Below are 15,891 nucleotides of genomic sequence, written 5' to 3'. Positions count from 1 at the left end.
TCCGGCCCGCAGCGCGTGCGCGACGGCCGCCGGGTCGGTCTCGTGGACCATCGGCTCCAGCGCCGGGTGGCGCCGGGCCAGGAGCCCCAGCGGGGCCGGGGCCCCGCCGCCGGGCCCGCGCGGGGCCAGGGCGGTGAGGGCGGCCGCGCCGACGGCGCAGAGCACTCCGAGGGGCCGGCCCAGCCGGGAGGCCTCCTCCTGCAGGGTCCGCCCGGCCAGCAGCCGCAGCACGCCCGGGCGGACGGCCTGGACCAGGGTTCCGCAGGCGTAGGCCAGGCCGGGTCCGGCGAGGGCGAGGCCGACCGTGATCAGCACGCCGGCCGCCGGGACGGCCGGTCCCCCGGGGCGGGCGTACGCGAGCAGGGCGAGCCCGCAGGCGCCGAGCGCCACCCCCCACGGCACGCCCGTCTGCGGTGCCAGCCCCGCGTGCGGGGGCCGGGGGCGCAGGGCGAGGGCGGTGGCGAGGGAGGCCGTCAGGGGGAGCAGGGCCAGCAGGGTGAGGGCGGCGGCGAGCGGCAGGGGCCGGCCGGCGTGCAACAGGGCGGCGCCGGCCCCGTCGAACGGCAGCCCGGACAGGTCGCCCCGCAGGTGCAGGAACGCGGCCAGGGCGACGGCGGCGCCGAGGGCGCAGGCGACGGCGGTGGAGACCGCAGCGGCCAGGGCCAGGCGTACGGGTCCCAGCCCGACGGCGTCGAGCCCCTCGCGGGGCCGGGTCGCCGGGTCGGTACGGGCCACGGCGACGGCGAACTGGACGGTGGCGGCCAGCGGCAGCAGCGCCCACAGCAGCCGCGGGAACGATCCGGCGGACCGCGCCCCCGCGTCCGCGAGGACGTACAGCAGGAGGAAACCGCTGCCCGCGCAGGCGGCGGCGACCAGCAGTCTGCGCAGCTGGACCAGGGGGCGGGAGCCGCGGGCTAGGCGGAGAGGGAGCACGCGGCCTGTTCCTCCGTGGTTCCGGGGGAGGCGGCGGCCGTGGCCGGGCGCCCGTCGACGAGGGCCAGGCCCCGGTCGGCGGCGGCCGCGCCCTCCTCGTCGTGGGTGGCGAGCACCACCGTGATCCCGTGCGACCGGGCGGCCGTGGTGAGCGTACGGAGCAGCAGCGCGCGTTCGGCGCGGTGCAGCGGGGCCGTCGGCTCGTCGGCGAAGAGCACGGCGGGCTCCCCGACCAGGGCGCGGGCGAGGGCGACCCGCTGGGACTCGGCGCGGTTCAGGGCGCCGGGGCGCTTGCCGGCGAAGCCGCCGATGTCGAGGCGGTCCAGCCATTCGTGGGCGGCGGCCCGGGCGGCGCGGTGCGGGGCGCCGGTGATGAGCAGGGGCAGGGCGGCGTTCTCCCAGACCTTGAGCTCGGGCAGCAGCTGCGGTTCGGGCCCGATCCAGGCGAACCGGGCGCGGAAGAGCCGCTCGCGGGCCGACGCGCCGAGGGAGTGGACGGGGATGCCGTCGAACCCGACCTCGCCCTGGTCGGGCACCAGCCGTCCGGACAGGCAGCGCAGCAGGGTGGTCTTGCCGCTGCCGCGGGGGCCGGTCACGGCGAGGATCTCGCCCCGCCGGACTCCGGCGCAGACCCCGATGAGGCCGGGCGAACCGCTGTGGGAGTAGTGAAGGGACCGCGCCCAGAGGACGTCGTCGTCTGGCGGGGCGCTGTCGGGTGGAGCCACCATGGCGTACACCTCCGTCCGGGGGAACGAAGCGGAGCCGCTTTCGGTCACTGGCCCGCACAGAGATGTAAAGAGATGAACCGCTTGGATGGTGACAGCACACGGCCCGGACCACCCCGTTCTCACTCGAACAGGGGATCCGGGCCGTGTGTTCGGCCTATGGAAGCCTCGGCCTATTTACAGCTTGGTCCAGGCCTCGGTGAGCACGTTGCGCAGGATGCCCTCGATCTCGTCGAAGGTGCCCTGGTCCGCGATCAGCGGCGGGGCCAGCTGGATGACCGGGTCGCCCCGGTCGTCGGCCCGGCAGTACAGGCCGTTGTCGAAGAGCGCCTTGGAGAGGAAGCCGTAGAGCACGCGCTCGGTCTCCTCGTCCGTGAAGGACTCCTTGGTGACCTTGTCCTTGACGAGCTCGATGCCGTAGAAGAAGCCGTTGCCGCGCACGTCGCCGACGATCGGGAGGTCGTGCAGCTTCTGCAGGGTGCTGAAGAAGTTGCCCTCCTGGTCCAGCACGTGCTGGTTCAGGCCTTCCTTGTCGAAGATGTCGAGGTTGGCGAGCGCCACCGCGGAGGACACGGGGTGTCCGCCGAAGGTGTAGCCGTGCAGGAAGGTGTTGTCGCCCTTGTAGAACGGCTCCGCGATGCGGTCCGAGACGATGCAGGCGCCGATCGGGGAGTAGCCCGAGGTCATGCCCTTGGCGCAGGTGATCATGTCCGGCACGTAGCCGAACTTGTCACAGGCGAACATCGTGCCCAGGCGGCCGAAGGCGCAGATCGTCTCGTCGGAGACGAGCAGCACGTCGTAGGTGTCGCAGATCTCGCGGACCCGCTGGAAGTACCCGGGCGGCGGCGGGAAGCAGCCGCCGGCGTTCTGCACGGGCTCCAGGAAGACGGCCGCGACGGTGTCGGGGCCCTCGAAGAGGATCTGCTGCTCGATCTGGTCGGCGCACCAGCGGCCGAAGGCCTCGGGGTCGTCGCCGTGGATCGGGGCGCGGTAGATGTTGGTGTTCGGCACCTTGTGCGCGCCGGGGACCAGCGGCTCGAAGGGGGCCTTCAGGGCCGGCAGGCCGGTGATGGACAGGGCGCCCTGCGGGGTGCCGTGGTAGGCGACCGCACGCGAGATGACCTTGTACTTGGTGTGCTTGCCCTGGAGCTTGAAGTACTGCTTGGCCAGCTTCCAGGCGGTCTCGACGGCCTCGCCGCCACCGGTGGTGAAGAAGACCTTGTTCAGGTCGCCGGGGGCGTAGCCGGCGAGGCGCTCGGCGAGCTCGACGGCCTTGGGGTGCGCGTACGACCACACGGGGAAGAACGCGAGCTCCTGGGCCTGCTTGTAGGCGACCTCGGCCAGTTCCTTGCGGCCGTGACCGGCGTTGACCACGAACAGTCCGGCGAGACCGTCCAGGTAGCGCTTGCCCTTGTCGTCGAAGATGTAGGTGCCCTCACCCCGCACGATGGTGGGGACGGGCGCGTTCTCATACGACGACATGCGGGTGAAGTGCATCCACAGGTGGTCGTACGCGGTTTTGGAGAGGTCCTGGCTCACGGGCTATCGAGTTCCCCACATGTAGGTCTGCTTCTTGAGCTTCAGGTAAACGAAGCTCTCGGTTGATCGCACGCCGGGGAGCGTGCGGATCTTCTTGTTGATCGTTTCGAGCAGGTGGTCGTCGTCCTCGCAGACGATCTCCACCATCAGGTCGAACGACCCGGCGGTCATCACGACGTATTCGCACTCCGCCATGGCGGTCAGGGCGTCGGCCACCGGGTCGAGGTCGCCCTCGACGTTGATGCCGACCATGGCCTGGCGCCGCAGGCCCACGGTGAGCGGGTCCGTGACGGCGACGATCTGCATGACGCCCTGGTCGAGCAGCTTCTGCACACGCTGGCGCACGGCCGCCTCGGAGAGGCCCACGGCCTTGCCGATCGACGCGTACGGGCGCCGGCCGTCCTCCTGCAGTTGCTCGATGATCGCCAGGGACACAGCATCGACCGAAGGGGACGGTTGTCTGTTCCTGGAATCTGCGCTTCGACTGACCACGAAGTCACTGTGCACGAGGAGTCGTCCGTTCCGCAACCCGTAATCGATGAAATCCGTTGTGATCGGTCTCCGATTGCACGGATTTCGTAGTTGGCCGGGTCTGGCTCTGTCGAAAGCGTTGCCTGAGGGGCTAGGCTTGGGACCTGTCTCAATCGTTGGACATGTGATCAGGAGAGTGGCTGTAGTGACCACCGAACTGCGTCGTCTGCGCAACTACATCGGCGGGGAGTTCAAGGACGCCGCCGACGGGCGGACCACCGAGGTGGTCAACCCGGCCACCGGCGAGGTGTACGCGACCGCCCCGCTGTCCGGCCAGGCCGATGTCGACGCCGCCATGGCCGCCGCTGCCGCCGCCTTCCCGGGCTGGCGCGACACCACCCCCTCCGAGCGGCAGAAGGCCCTCCTCAAGATCGCGGACGCCTTCGAGGCGCGCGCGGAGGAGCTGGTCGCCGCCGAGTCGGAGAACACCGGCAAGCCGCTGGCCCTCACGGCCAGCGAGGAGCTGCCCCCGATGGTGGACCAGATCCGCTTCTTCGCGGGCGCCGCGCGTCTGCTGGAGGGCCGCTCGGCCGGCGAGTACATGGACGGGATGACCTCGATCATCCGCCGTGAGCCGGTCGGCGTCTGCGCGCAGGTCGCGCCGTGGAACTACCCGATGATGATGGCCGTGTGGAAGTTCGCCCCGGCGATCGCCGCGGGCAACACCGTCGTCCTCAAGCCCTCCGACACCACCCCGGCCTCGACGGTCCTGATGGCGGAGATCATCGACTCGATCCTGCCCAAGGGCGTCTTCAACGTCGTCTGCGGCGACCGCGAGACCGGCAAGGCCATGGTCGAGCACTCCACCCCGGCGATGGCCTCCATCACCGGTTCGGTGCGCGCGGGCATGCAGGTCGCCGAGAGCGCCTCCAAGGACGTCAAGCGCGTCCACCTGGAGCTCGGCGGCAAGGCCCCGGTCGTGGTCTTCGAGGACGCCGACCTGGCCAAGGCCGTCGAGGACATCGCCGTCGCCGGTTACTTCAACGCCGGCCAGGACTGCACCGCCGCCACCCGCGTGCTCGTGCACGAGTCGATCCACGACGAGTTCGTGGCCGCGCTCGCCAAGGCCGCCGCGGAGACCAAGACGGGTCAGCCGGACGACGAGGACGTGCTGTACGGCCCGCTGAACAACCCGAACCAGCTCAAGCAGGTCGCGGGCTTCATCGAGCGCCTCCCCGCCCACGCCAAGGTCGAGGCGGGCGGCCACCGGGTCGGCGACAAGGGCTTCTTCTACGCCCCGACCGTGGTCTCGGGCCTGAAGCAGGACGACGAGATCATCCAGAACGAGGTCTTCGGCCCCGTCATCACCGTCCAGTCCTTCTCGGACGAGTCCCAGGCCCTGGAGTACGCGAACGGCGTCGAGTTCGCCCTCGCCTCCTCCGTGTGGACCAAGGACCACGGCCGTGCGATGCGCATGTCCAAGAACCTCGACTTCGGCTGCGTGTGGATCAACACCCACATCCCGCTCGTCGCCGAGATGCCCCACGGCGGCTTCAAGAAGTCCGGCTACGGCAAGGACCTCTCCGCCTACGGCTTCGAGGACTACACCCGGATCAAGCACGTGATGACCTCGCTCGACGGCTGAACCGGCCCGGCGGCCGTGAGCGGCGCGCGGGGGCTTCCCGCGCACTGATCACCGCAGGCCACTGAGGGGGCGGGTGGTAGACAAGTTGTCTATTGCCCGCCCCTTCGGCGTTGCCGGAGGCTGAGCCCATGCCTGAACTCCCCTTCTCCCGCCGCGCGGCGCTGCGCGGCCTCGGCGCCGCGGGCCTGCTGACCGCCCTCGCCGGCTGTGGTGTCCCCGCCGCCTACGTCCCGGAGGACCGCAGGGAGGGCCAGGACCTCTCGGAACGGGAGCGCAAGCTCGCCTTCTCCAACTGGCCGATGTACATAGACACCGACGAGGAGGACGAGGAGAAGCGCCCGACCCTGGACGCCTTCACCGAGAAGACCGGCATCGAGGTCCGCTACACCGAGGACATCAACGACAACGACGAGTTCTTCGGCAAGGTCAGCCCGTCCCTGATGAACCACCAGGCGACCGGCCACGACCTGGTGGTGGTCAGCGACTGGATGGCCGCCCGCTTCGTCCACCTGGGCTGGGCCCAGAAGATGGACCGCCCGGCGCAGGCCAACGTGGCCGCCCACCTCGACCCGCAGCTGCGCTCCCCCGCCTTCGACCCGGGCCGGCTGCACACCGTCCCCTGGCAGTCCGGCATCACCGGCATCGCCTACAACCGCAAGGCGCTGGGCCGGGAGATCAAGTCCGTCCAGGACCTGTGGCACCCGGACCTCGCGGGCAAGGTGACCCTCTTCTCCGGTCTCGACGAGTCCTTCGCGCTGCTGATGCAGGGCAACGGCACCGACACCACCCGCTGGACCGAATCCGACTTCCACCGGATGTGCGACCAGGTCGAGAGCATGGTGAAGAAGAAGCACATCCGCCGCTTCACCGGCAACGACTACACCTCCGACCTCGGCAAGGGCGACGTCCTCGCCTGCCAGGCCTACTCCGGCGACGCCATCCAGCTGAAGGCCGACAACCCCGACATCGAGTTCGTCGTCCCCGAGGAGGGGGCCGAGCTGTGGGCGGAGAGCCTGCTCATCCCCAACCTCGCCCGCCACAAGGCCAACGCGGAGGCGCTGGTCGACTACTACTACGACCCGGCGGTGGCGGCGGAGCTGGCCGCCGCGGTCAACTACGTCTGCCCCGTGCCCGCGGCCCGCGAGGTCCTGGCCGCCTCATCGGAGAAGAAGACCGCCGAACTGGCCCAGAACCCGCTGATCTTCCCGGACGACGACATGCGCAAGCGCCTGGTCGTGGCCCGCGACATCTCCTCGGCCGAACGCCGCACCTTCGCCCCGCGCTGGAACGCCATCGTCGGACTGTGATCACCATCTCGCCGCAGGATTGAACATGTTCAGGATTCTGGCTGAACGTGTTCAGTTCTGTCGGTAGGCTGCCTTCCATGAGTGAGAGAAACGCCCTCCGGCGGCGGATCCGTACCTGGCTCGCGCTGTTCCTGGTCTGCCTGGTCCTCAGCGGACTCACCGCCTTCCCCCTGGTCACCGAACTCCACTGGCTCAACGGGCTGGTGTCCCACGACTGGCTGCGCCGGGTGGGGGCCGGCCTGGACCGGGCCGACGCCGAATACCCCTTCCTCCTCTACGGCACCGACTGGCTCGCCTTCGCCCACCTGGTGATCGCGGTGTTCTTCTACGGGGTCCACCGCGACCCCGTGCGCAACGTCTGGATCGTCGAGGCCGGGATGGTCGCCTGCGTCGGCGTCATCCCGCTCGCCCTGATCTGCGGGCCGATCCGGGGCCTGCCCTTCGGCTGGTCGCTGATCGACATGTCGTTCGGCGTCTTCGGGATCCTCCCCCTGCTGGTCCTGCGCCGCCTGATCAAGCGGCTGGAGGCCCTGGAGGCCGCGGAGACCGCGCAGGCCCTCCGGGAGGGCGGGGACGCCCGCTACTTGGCGAAGGCCGCCCCGATGATCCCGTAGGCCACCGCGTTCATGTCCCGGCCCTTGGCGTCGGTGGCGTTCACCGAGTACACCAGCGTGCGCGACAGGTCGCGGGTGCCGCCGATGACCGTGCTGTAGCCGTAGCGGGAACCCGTCTTGCCGTAGAGCTTCGTGCCGTCGGGGAGGACGAACTCCTTCATGCCGGCCGTCTGCACGGCGTGCTCGCCCTTCGCGCTCTCGGCGTCCGGCACGTCCGGGACGGTGAACATCTCCTCCAGCGGCGGCTTCGGCACCACCCGGCCGGCGAACAGGGCCACCGTGAACCGCTCCAGGTCCGCCGTCGTCGAGATCAGGTCCCCTGCGGCCCAGTTGGACGAGGAGTTCCAGTCCGACACGTCGACCAGCGTGCGGCCGCCGTCGGCCCCCGTCACCACCTGGTAGCCGTGGTTGTACGGCCCCGGTATGCGGTTCTGGGTACGGGCCGGGAACGAGGTGTGGCGCAGGCCCAGCGGCTTGAGGATCCGGTCCTCGACGGCCTTCTCGTACGCCGTCCCCGTCAGCTTCTCGATCAGCACGCCCAGCACCGTGTAGTGGATGTTGCTGTACCGCTGCTTCTCCCCGGGCCTGAACTCCGGCCCCTTCGCCACCGCGTCGGCGATCAGCGCGTGCGGGTCGACCAGGTCGAAGCGGTGGGCGTACTCGTCCTCGAAGGTGTCCCCCGGACCGTCGGCCGACTGCAGGCCGCTCGTGTAGTTCAGCAGCTGGCGCACCTTCACCGGCTCGAACCCGGGCAGCAGCCCCGGGAGGTAGTCCTGCACCGGCCGGTCCAGGTCCACCTTCCCCTCGGCGGCCAGCTGGAGCACCACCGCCGCCGTGAAGGTCTTGGTCACCGACCCGGCGCGGAAGCGGGCGTCCTCCACCGCCGCTCGCCCGCTGCGGACGTCCGCGACGCCCGAGGCCCCCCGCCAGCTCCCGCTCGTCCCGCCCACCCGGACCAGCGCGGCCGTGGCGTCCTTGTTCTGCGCCCCGAGCCCGGCGATCGCCTTGCGCAGCGCGGCCGCGTCCGGCGGAGCGGTGAAGACCGGGGACGTGACCCCCGCCGACACCCGGGCCGACGCCGCGGCCGGAGCCGGAGCGGCCTGGGCGGCCGCCGCCGGGCCGGCGACGACGCCCAGGACCAGAGCCGCGGCGACCAGCGTGCGCGTACGTGCCTTCATGACATTCCCCCTGTGTGCGGACCGCGGGGCCCGCTGCCCCCCGATGACCTCAATGCTGCAGGTCACAGGGGTCCTCGCGGATCACCACCAAGAGTGGTCTTCAGCGGTACGACAACTCACCGGCGCGGGGGAGGCGGCCCGCCGCCCCTCACCCTCCAGAGGGAGATACCGCAGCGGGACCCGCCGAGCCCGCCGCGATCAGCCCCGTCTCGTACGCGCAGATCACCGCCTGGATCCGGTCCCGCAGGCCCAGCTTCGCCAGCACGTTCCCCACGTGCGACTTCACCGTGTGCTCGCTCACCACCAGCGCCACCGCGATCTCCGCGTTCGACAGCCCCCGCCCCAGGTGCACCAGCGTCTCCCGCTCCCGGGCCGTCAGCACCTCCAGCCGCTCCGCCGCCTGCGGGAGCACCGCCGGACGGGCCGTCGCCGCCGTGTACTCCTCGATCAGCCGCCGCGCCACCGAGGGCGCCAGCAGCGACTCGCCCGCCGCCACCACCCGTACCGCGTGCACCAGATCGTCCCGCCGCACGTCCTTCAGCAGGAACCCGCTCGCCCCCGCGTGCAGCGCCTCGTACACGTACTCGTCCGAGTCGAAGGTCGTCAGCATCACCGTCCGGCACGCGCTGCCCGCCGAGATCGCCCGGCAGGCCTCGATCCCGTCCAGCACCGGCATCCTGACGTCCAGCAGCGCCACGTCGGGGGAGAGCCGCTCCACCGCCGACACCGCCGCCGCCCCGTCCCCGACCTCCGCCACGACCTCGATGTCCTCCTGGACGTCCAGGATCATCGCGAACCCGCTGCGCACCAGCTCCTGGTCGTCGGCGACCACCACACGGATCGTCATCTCCCCACCTCCAGCGGCGAGGTTACAAGCACGGTGAACCCGCGCCCGTCCGCCCCCGGTCCGGTCCACGCCGTCCCGCCGTGCGCCGCCGCCCGCTCGCGGATCCCGATCAGCCCGTGCCCGCCCGGGCCGCCGCCCGACGGCCCCCGGCCGTCGTCGGTGACCCGTACCGCGAGCTCCCGCACCCCGTACTCCAGACGTACGACCACCGACCTGGCCCCCGCGTGCTTCACCACGTTGGTCAGCGCCTCCTGCACCACCCGGTGCACCGTCGCCTCCAGCGCGGCCGGAAGCTCCCGCACCTCGCCCGTCCGCTCGTACGACACCGCCAGCCCGCTCGCCCGCACCCGGTCCACCAGAGCCGTGAGCGCCCCGATCCCCGGCTGCGGAGCGCGCGGAGCCGCCTCCTCCGCCCGCAGCACCCCCAGGATCGTCCGCAGCTGCGCCATCGCGTCCCGGCCCGTCTCGGCGATGGCCTCGAAGGCCGCCTCCGCCCGCTCCGGGGCCCGGCGCACCGCCACCGGCCCGGCCTCCGCCTGCACGATCATGATGCTGACGGCATGCGACAGGATGTCGTGCATCTCCCGCGCGATGCGCGCCCGTTCGCGCGCCGCGGCCTGCTCCGCCTCGATCCGGTTCGCCCGCTCCAGCTGCGCCGCCCGGTCCAGGGCCGCCTCCGTGTACGCCAGCCGCGTGGCCTGGAGCCGGCCGAGCGCGAACGCCGCCGCGAACACGAACAGCGCGAACAGCAGCTCCCTGGCCGTACCGGTGTTGAGCCCGACCGACACGGCGATCACCACGGCCAGGACCGCCCCGGCCACCAGCCGCTCCCGCGCCGGCCGCAGCAGCGCGATCGAGTACACGCAGACCAGGCCCGCGTACGGCAGCGGCTGCCCGGGGCCGTCCAGCGCGAGCCGGTAGACCGAGCCGGCCACGATCACCCCGACGAGCGCCGCCGCCGGCGCCCGCCGCCGCCACACCAGCGGCAGGTTGCCCAGTGTCGTCAGCAGGTACGCGGACCAGGTGGCCGGCGAGTCCGCCGGGTCGCGGGGCACCACGAAGGGGATGGTCGTCGCCACCTGCACCAGCAGCGTCAGCCCCACGTCCCGCCAGCGCGGGTCCGCCCGCAGGACGCGCTCGCGCAGCCGCTCTCCGAGCCCGTGCGTCACCGGCCGAGCTCGGCCCGGACGGCGGCCAGCGCGTCCAGCCTGTTCGTGGTGACGGAGTCCACCCCGGCGCGGACCAGGGCCCGCATCGACCGCCTGGTGTCCGCCGTCCACGCCGACACCAGCAGCCCGTCCCGGTGCAGCGCGTCCGTCAGCTCCCGGCTGACCAGCCCGAAGCGGTAGTTGAGCCAGCGCGGGGACACCGCGTCGATCAGCACCCGGCGCGGTGGCGACAGGGTGGTCCAGGTCAGCGCGATCTCCGCGTCCGGGTCGGCGGCCCGCACCGCCAGCATGGTGTTCGGGCCGGCGCAGTAGTACGTGCGGTCGCGGGCCCCGCACTCGCGCACCAGGTCGACGACCGTCCGCACGGCCTCGGACGTCGCCCCCGGCAGGTCGATCATCAGCCGGCCGGCCCCGGCCTCCATCAGCGCCTGGCGCAGGGTGGGGACCCCGCCGCCGGTCAGCTCCTTCAGCTGCGGGGAGGTGACGGCGTCGAGCCGTACGTCGTGCCCCCACAGCCGCAGGAGCGTCTCGTCGTGCAGCAGGACCGGCACTCCGTCGCGGGTCAGCCGCACGTCGACCTCCACCGCGTCGGCCCCGCGCGCGAACGCGGAGCCGATCGAGGGGAGGGTGTTCTCACGGACTCGGTAGGGATCGCCGCGGTGGCCGACGGCAGTCAGGGTGCTCATGCCCCCATTCTCGGGGGCCGGAGCGATCAAGGGGAGTCAGCGGGCGAGCCATTCGGTGGTGTAGGCGTCGATCTCCTCGGTCAGCCGGGCCTTGCCCGCCGGGTCCAGGAAGGAGGCCTCGACGGCGTTCTTCGCGAGCTGCGCGAGCCCGCGCTCGTCGAGGCCGAGGAGGCGGGCGGCGACCGCGTACTCGTTGTTGAGGTCGGTGCCGAACATCGGCGGGTCGTCGCTGTTGACGGTGACGAGCACGCCCGCCGCCACCATCTCCTTGACCGGGTGCTCGTCGAGGTCGGCCACGGCGCGGGTGGCGATGTTGGAGGTCGGGCAGACCTCCAGGGCGATGCGGTGCTCGGCCAGGTAGGCCAGCAGCTCCGGGTCCCGGGTGGAGCTGGTGCCGTGGCCGATGCGCTCGGCGCCCAGCTCGCGGATGGCGTCCCACACGGTCTCCGGGCCCGTGGTCTCGCCGGCGTGCGGCACGCTGTGCAGGCCGGCCGCCCGGGCCCGGTCGAAGTACGGCTTGAACTGCGGGCGCGGCACGCCGATCTCGGGGCCGCCCAGGCCGAACGAGACCAGGCCCTCGGGGCGCAGGTCCACGGCGAGGCGGGCGGTCTCGGCGGCGGCCTCCAGGCCGGCCTCGCCGGGGATGTCGAAGCACCAGCGCAGGATGACGCCGAGCTCGGACTCGGCGGCCTTGCGGGCCTCCTCGATGGCCTCCATGAAGGCGTGCTCGTCGATGCCGCGACGGGTGGAGGAGTAGGGGGTGATGGTCAGTTCGGCGTAGCGGATGTTCTGCCGGGCCATGTCACGGGCGACCTCGAAGGTCAGCGTCCGGACGTCGTCGGGGGTGCGGACCAGGTCGACGACCGACAGGTAGACCTCGATGAAGTGGGCGAAGTCCGTGAAGGTGAAGTAGTCGGCCAACGCCTCGGGGTCGGTGGGGACCTTCGAGTCGGGGTGGCGGGAGGCGAGTTCGGCGACGATGCGCGGGGACGCCGAGCCGACGTGGTGGACGTGGAGTTCGGCCTTGGGCAGCCCCGCGATGAAGGGGTGCAGGTCGGACATGGTGCCTCCGGTGGGACGCTGGTGCGGGCAGGTGTGCTTCATCGTAGGCAGGCCCGGCCCTGTCGGTGGCAGCGCTTAGCATGGCTGTACGAGAGGGGGGCGCCGTATGACCGACCAGAGCCCTGAGCCGAAGGACCCGTGGGCGCCGCCCGAGGGGCAGGCCGCGCCGGGCGGCGCCCCGCACCAGGCACCCGCGACCCCGGGCGGACCGTCCGTGCACGACCAGCAGACCGTCGTGGGCATGCCGGGGCCCGACGGCACGCCGCCGGTGACCGCGCCCGGTCCGGGCCCCGCGCCCGCGCCGCCGATACCCGGCCCCGCTTACGGATACCCCGCCCAGGGCGGGTACGGGCAGCCCGGCCCGGCCCCCGCCCAGCCGCCCGGCCAGCCCGGATACGGCTACCCCGGCTACCAGGCCCCTCCCGGCCACCAGGCCCCCGCGGGCTACCAGACCCCGGGCTACCCGGGCACGCCCGGCTACCCGCCCGCGCCCGGCTACCCCGGCTACCCGGGCTACACCGGGTACCAGGCGTACGGACCCGGCCCCAGCAACGGCTTCGGCGTCACCGCCCTGGTCCTCGGCATCCTCGCGGTCGTCGGCTGCCTCGCGAGCTTCTTCGCGATCGCGCTGGGCATAGCCGCGGTGGTCTTCGGCGTGCTCGGCCGCGGCAAGGCCGGCCGGGGCGAGGCCACCAACGGAGGCATGGCCCTGGCCGGCATCATCCTGGGCGGGATCGGCATCGTGCTCGGCGCCCTGATGGTGGCGGTCATCTTCGCCGGGTTCATGGCGGACACCCTGAACGAGACCCCGGGCGGCGACTCCCACTCGAACACGCAGGTCCGCGAGCGGGTCTGACCCCGCGGGCACGGACACGGCGGAGGGCCGGCCGCGGGCGGAGGACGACCGCGGCCGGCCCTCCGCCGTCCGCCGCCCTACCGGGCCCAGGGCCAGTCGGCGTCCAGCCCGCCCTCGATCAGGGAGACCATCCGGAACGCCGCGTCCGTGAGCCCGCCGAAGGTGTGCCGGTTCGCCGCGCCGGACGGCGCGTGGCCCACCCGGTACCCGGCGAGGTTCCAGGTGTAGACGGGGACCGACGCCGGCACCAGGGCCGTCGGGTCGCCGCCGTAGTGGTAGGCGGCCTGCTCGTCCGTGACGATCAGGACCCGGTCGTGGCCCCGGTAGTGTCGGCGCACGGCCTCCGTGGTGTTCGTCCCGCCGAGGCTCTCGAACCGCTCCAGCACCTTGAGCACCGACTCGCCCCGCCGGTACGCGACCTCCTTGCTGTCGGTCCCGAACTGCACGAGGTCCGCCCGCTCGGCCCTCAGCGCGAGCGCCGCGCCGAAGACGGCCGCCGCGTCGGCCCGGTTGAGCTGCGACCGGGCCGACAGCGGACACCACATCGACCCGGAGCGGTCGACCAGGACCAGCGTCCGCCCGGACAGCTGCGGGACGTTGGCCAGCGAGTGCCCCAGCGCCTTCTCCAGCGGGTACGACCAGCGCAGCGAGGGCGCGTGCTGGTACGCGGCCAGGTAGCGGAACGGGAACTGCCGCGACCGGGCGACCGACTCGGGATCCGACACCTTCGCCGCGACCTGCTCCGCGACCGCGTCCGACACCCCGGCCTGGTCGAAGTTGCGCAGGTTCCGCAGCAGGGCCATCGCCCCCATGGACGGGATGACCGCCTCCCAGGCCGCCGCGTCCATCGGCCCCTGGAGCCAGCCGGCCAGCGCCTCCCACGTCATTCCCGCCTCCGCGAGCCGCTCGGCCCCGTCCTTCGCGGTCACCACGGCCCGGCGCCGCTCGACCGGGAGCTCCATCAGCTCCCGGTGGGCGGTCAGGGTGCGGTTGCCGGCGGGGACCTCGGCGGTCTCCGGGTGGTGGCGCCGGTCGAGGGCGTACCGGAACAGCTCGCCCTGCCAGGGCTTGGCCGGGTCGGGCGAGGCGTGCACCAGGTTCAGGACGTCGCCGAAGCGGTAGCCCTTGGACGCGGTGTCGTACTTCAGCAGCGAGGTACCGGAGTAGAGCCGGCGCACGGCGTCGGCGATGCCGCGCTTCACGGGCTTGGGCACGTTCCGCCCGTAGGCCGCCGTCCAGTAGGCCAGGAGTTCGCCGGGCTCGTCGGCGCGCAGCAGCACGGAGTCCACGACCTGCCGGTTGGAGGGCCCGTCGGCGGAGCCGGCTTCGAGGCGCGCCCTGACGTACTCGGCGGCGCCGACGAGGGAGGCCGTCCGCATACCGCCGTCGCGGCGCAGCCAGCGCAGCAGGCCGGCGGTCCACTCGGGGTCCTCGACGGCGAGCCGGCGCACCAGCGCGCTGAAGCGGTCGTCGCGGTCCCCGCCGGACTCGTAGGCGGTGTCCTGCGTGACGAAGTTGGCCACGGCCAGCAGGAACAGCTCGGAGCGGGCGTCGCGGACGAAGCCGGGGCCGCCCTGGTGGTTGGCGGCGCGGCGGCCCGTGGAGCGCACGGGCGAGGCGGGCGCGGTCGCGGTTTTGGACGCGCGCAGGTTGAAGCGGGCCATGTGAATCCCCCCGAATCCAGGACGAAGAGCGGGGGAGGTGTGCCGGGTGGGGGATGCCCGAGATCGGAGTCGGAGACGGTGCTTTTGCCCGGCGAGCCACCAAGCTGCTCCACCGGCCGTCGCCCTCGCGGGTGTCGGGCCGGGTGGGATTCGAACCCACGACCTCCGGGTCCCGGAAGTAACCGCCGCCTGCGCACCGGGCATCCCCCACGCGGGCCTCCCGAGATCAGATGGGGCGGCGGCGTGGTTTCTGCGAGAAGTAGCCGTCGCCGGGCGCACCGGGAGGTGCGTGACGAAGTAGGTGTCCAGAGATCGAGGCCGGCGAAACCACATGGTGCTCTGCCAACTGAGCTACACCGGCATGAGTGCCGGTGGCGGGACTCGAACCCGCGACCGCCCGATTAGTAGTCGCAGTAGGTCTCGCCTTCGCACCTGGACACCCATGACGTTAGGGCCCGCCCGCGGGGCCCGCCACGTATTTAACGGGGGCTCAGGCCGCCTCCTCGCGCAGCCGGGCACGGGCCTCCATCAGGGCGAAGCCCAGCAGGTTCAGCCCGCGCCAGCGCGCCGGGTCCAGGACGCGGTCGTCGTCGGGGGGCAGCCCGACGCCCCAGATCCGGTCCACCGGGCTCGCCTCCACCAGCACCCGCGCCCCCGTACCCAGCAGGTAGGAGCGCAGCGCCGGGTCGGAGCCGAACTTGTGCACGCTGCCCTCGACGACCAGCGCGAACCGCTCCCGCTCCCACACCGCGTCATCGAACCCGCGCACCAGTCGCCCGGCCTTCTTCGCCTCGGCCGGAGTCCGCGCCTCCAGCGCGGCCCGCCCGGCCTCCGCATCCCCGAACAGGCGGGCCTTCCCGGCCATCATCCAGTGCTCGGCCGTCGCGTACCGGACGTCACCCACAGTGAAGGGAGACGGCCACCACTGGCTCAGGCAGCTCGGGCCCAGGCTGCCGTCCGGTCTGGGCCGGTGCCCCCAGAAGGGCAGGAACTTCACCCGCTCACCACGGCTGACCTGCCCGATCAGGGCCTCGATCTTCTCCATGCACGCGAGTCTGCCAGCCACCACTGACACTTCGTACGGGATTTGCGGCGCGCCTCGACACATGGTCGACCGATTCCGTCGCGTAATCAAAAGGCAACAACGGAATCACTTGGCGGGGGAAGAGCCCTCTGTCAGGATCGGCACTCAATT

The 15,891-nt window shown here is 72.2% G+C and carries 15 protein-coding genes; 4 read left to right on the top strand and 11 right to left on the bottom strand.

The window, feature by feature from the left end; genetic code table 11:
- From AB0O29_RS18830 to AB0O29_RS18815, 4 genes are all read right to left on the bottom strand, one after another.
- The coding region (locus tag AB0O29_RS18830; RefSeq protein WP_365153016.1) for a hypothetical protein at positions 1–933 on the bottom strand (933 nt) is incomplete at its 3' end.
- Positions 915–1,661 carry an ATP-binding cassette domain-containing protein gene (locus tag AB0O29_RS18825; protein ID WP_365153014.1) on the bottom strand — a complete coding sequence of 249 codons (747 nt, stop codon included), beginning with the start codon at positions 1,659–1,661 and terminating at the stop codon, positions 915–917. The genes AB0O29_RS18825 and AB0O29_RS18830, both read right to left, overlap by 19 nt.
- A 174-nt stretch (positions 1,662–1,835) precedes the next feature.
- Positions 1,836–3,197 (bottom strand): aspartate aminotransferase family protein, encoded by a 1,362-nt coding sequence (locus AB0O29_RS18820; RefSeq protein WP_042814157.1) that lies wholly within the window; start codon positions 3,195–3,197, stop codon positions 1,836–1,838.
- A gap of 3 nt (positions 3,198–3,200) precedes the next feature.
- Positions 3,201–3,704, bottom strand: a complete 504-nt coding sequence (locus tag AB0O29_RS18815) for an Lrp/AsnC family transcriptional regulator (protein ID WP_365153012.1) — start codon at positions 3,702–3,704, stop codon at positions 3,201–3,203.
- Between the two features lie 169 nt (positions 3,705–3,873).
- On the opposite strand from AB0O29_RS18815, the gene AB0O29_RS18810 reads away from it, so the two are divergent.
- The 3 genes from AB0O29_RS18810 (at position 3,874) to AB0O29_RS18800 (ending at position 7,234) form a co-directional block, all read left to right on the top strand.
- Positions 3,874–5,313, top strand: coding sequence for a gamma-aminobutyraldehyde dehydrogenase (locus AB0O29_RS18810; protein WP_365153010.1), 1,440 nt, complete (start codon positions 3,874–3,876; stop codon positions 5,311–5,313).
- A gap of 128 nt (positions 5,314–5,441) precedes the next feature.
- The gene (locus AB0O29_RS18805; protein WP_365153008.1) at positions 5,442–6,620 is read left to right on the top strand and encodes a spermidine/putrescine ABC transporter substrate-binding protein; all 1,179 of its coding nucleotides are present in this window, start codon (positions 5,442–5,444) and stop codon (positions 6,618–6,620) included.
- A gap of 77 nt (positions 6,621–6,697) precedes the next feature.
- Positions 6,698–7,234 (top strand): hypothetical protein, encoded by a 537-nt coding sequence (locus AB0O29_RS18800; protein ID WP_365153006.1) that lies wholly within the window; start codon positions 6,698–6,700, stop codon positions 7,232–7,234.
- Here the strand turns inward: AB0O29_RS18800 and AB0O29_RS18795 are convergent.
- From AB0O29_RS18795 to AB0O29_RS18775, 5 genes are all read right to left on the bottom strand, one after another.
- The gene (locus AB0O29_RS18795; RefSeq protein WP_365153004.1) at positions 7,201–8,412 is read right to left on the bottom strand and encodes a serine hydrolase domain-containing protein; all 1,212 of its coding nucleotides are present in this window, start codon (positions 8,410–8,412) and stop codon (positions 7,201–7,203) included. The genes AB0O29_RS18800 and AB0O29_RS18795 overlap by 34 nt on opposite strands.
- A gap of 148 nt (positions 8,413–8,560) precedes the next feature.
- Positions 8,561–9,259: a response regulator transcription factor gene (locus AB0O29_RS18790; RefSeq protein ID WP_365153002.1), complete on the bottom strand. Its 699-nt coding sequence runs from the start codon at positions 9,257–9,259 to the stop codon at positions 8,561–8,563.
- Entirely contained in the window at positions 9,256–10,428 is a 1,173-nt protein-coding gene (locus AB0O29_RS18785) for a histidine kinase (RefSeq protein ID WP_365153000.1), read from the bottom strand. Before AB0O29_RS18785 ends, AB0O29_RS18790 begins: the two co-directional genes overlap by 4 nt.
- A complete protein-coding gene (locus AB0O29_RS18780; RefSeq protein ID WP_365152998.1) occupies positions 10,425–11,114 on the bottom strand; it encodes a glycerophosphodiester phosphodiesterase in 690 nt (229 codons plus the stop codon). Before AB0O29_RS18780 ends, AB0O29_RS18785 begins: the two co-directional genes overlap by 4 nt.
- Before the next feature lie 36 nt (positions 11,115–11,150).
- A complete protein-coding gene (locus tag AB0O29_RS18775) occupies positions 11,151–12,176 on the bottom strand; it encodes an adenosine deaminase (RefSeq protein ID WP_365152996.1) in 1,026 nt (341 codons plus the stop codon).
- A gap of 106 nt (positions 12,177–12,282) precedes the next feature.
- Here AB0O29_RS18775 and AB0O29_RS18770 point away from each other — a divergent pair, with 106 nt between their 5' ends.
- Complete coding sequence (locus AB0O29_RS18770) at positions 12,283–13,032, top strand: DUF4190 domain-containing protein (RefSeq protein ID WP_365152994.1); 750 nt, start codon at positions 12,283–12,285, stop codon at positions 13,030–13,032.
- A 77-nt stretch (positions 13,033–13,109) separates the two neighbouring features.
- Here AB0O29_RS18770 and AB0O29_RS18765 read toward each other — a convergent pair whose 3' ends face one another.
- Both AB0O29_RS18765 and AB0O29_RS18760 read right to left on the bottom strand, forming a co-directional pair.
- Positions 13,110–14,696, bottom strand: coding sequence for a TROVE domain-containing protein (locus tag AB0O29_RS18765; protein WP_365152992.1), 1,587 nt, complete (start codon positions 14,694–14,696; stop codon positions 13,110–13,112).
- A 490-nt stretch (positions 14,697–15,186) separates the two neighbouring features.
- Entirely contained in the window at positions 15,187–15,741 is a 555-nt protein-coding gene (locus AB0O29_RS18760; protein WP_365152990.1) for an NADAR family protein, read from the bottom strand.
- Positions 15,742–15,891: the final 150 nt, after the last annotated feature.

The organism is Streptomyces sp. NPDC089915 (assembly GCF_040684675.1).
Lineage (GTDB): Bacteria > Actinomycetota > Actinomycetes > Streptomycetales > Streptomycetaceae > Streptomyces.
This window is presented reverse-complemented; position numbering and strand designations above follow the sequence as displayed.

What these genes read in the sequence shown, in the direction of transcription:
- AB0O29_RS18825 (WP_365153014.1), bottom strand. Translation starts at nt 1,661, where the DNA reads ATGGTGGCTCCACCCGACAGCGCCCCGCCAGACGACGACGTCCTCTGG.
- AB0O29_RS18805 (WP_365153008.1), top strand. Translation starts at nt 5,442, where the DNA reads ATGCCTGAACTCCCCTTCTCCCGCCGCGCGGCGCTGCGCGGCCTCGGC.
- AB0O29_RS18800 (WP_365153006.1), top strand. Translation starts at nt 6,698, where the DNA reads ATGAGTGAGAGAAACGCCCTCCGGCGGCGGATCCGTACCTGGCTCGCG.
- AB0O29_RS18795 (WP_365153004.1), bottom strand. Translation starts at nt 8,412, where the DNA reads ATGAAGGCACGTACGCGCACGCTGGTCGCCGCGGCTCTGGTCCTGGGC.
- AB0O29_RS18790 (WP_365153002.1), bottom strand. Translation starts at nt 9,259, where the DNA reads ATGACGATCCGTGTGGTGGTCGCCGACGACCAGGAGCTGGTGCGCAGC.
- AB0O29_RS18780 (WP_365152998.1), bottom strand. Translation starts at nt 11,114, where the DNA reads ATGAGCACCCTGACTGCCGTCGGCCACCGCGGCGATCCCTACCGAGTC.
- AB0O29_RS18775 (WP_365152996.1), bottom strand. Translation starts at nt 12,176, where the DNA reads ATGTCCGACCTGCACCCCTTCATCGCGGGGCTGCCCAAGGCCGAACTC.
- AB0O29_RS18770 (WP_365152994.1), top strand. Translation starts at nt 12,283, where the DNA reads ATGACCGACCAGAGCCCTGAGCCGAAGGACCCGTGGGCGCCGCCCGAG.
- AB0O29_RS18765 (WP_365152992.1), bottom strand. Translation starts at nt 14,696, where the DNA reads ATGGCCCGCTTCAACCTGCGCGCGTCCAAAACCGCGACCGCGCCCGCC.
- AB0O29_RS18760 (WP_365152990.1), bottom strand. Translation starts at nt 15,741, where the DNA reads ATGGAGAAGATCGAGGCCCTGATCGGGCAGGTCAGCCGTGGTGAGCGG.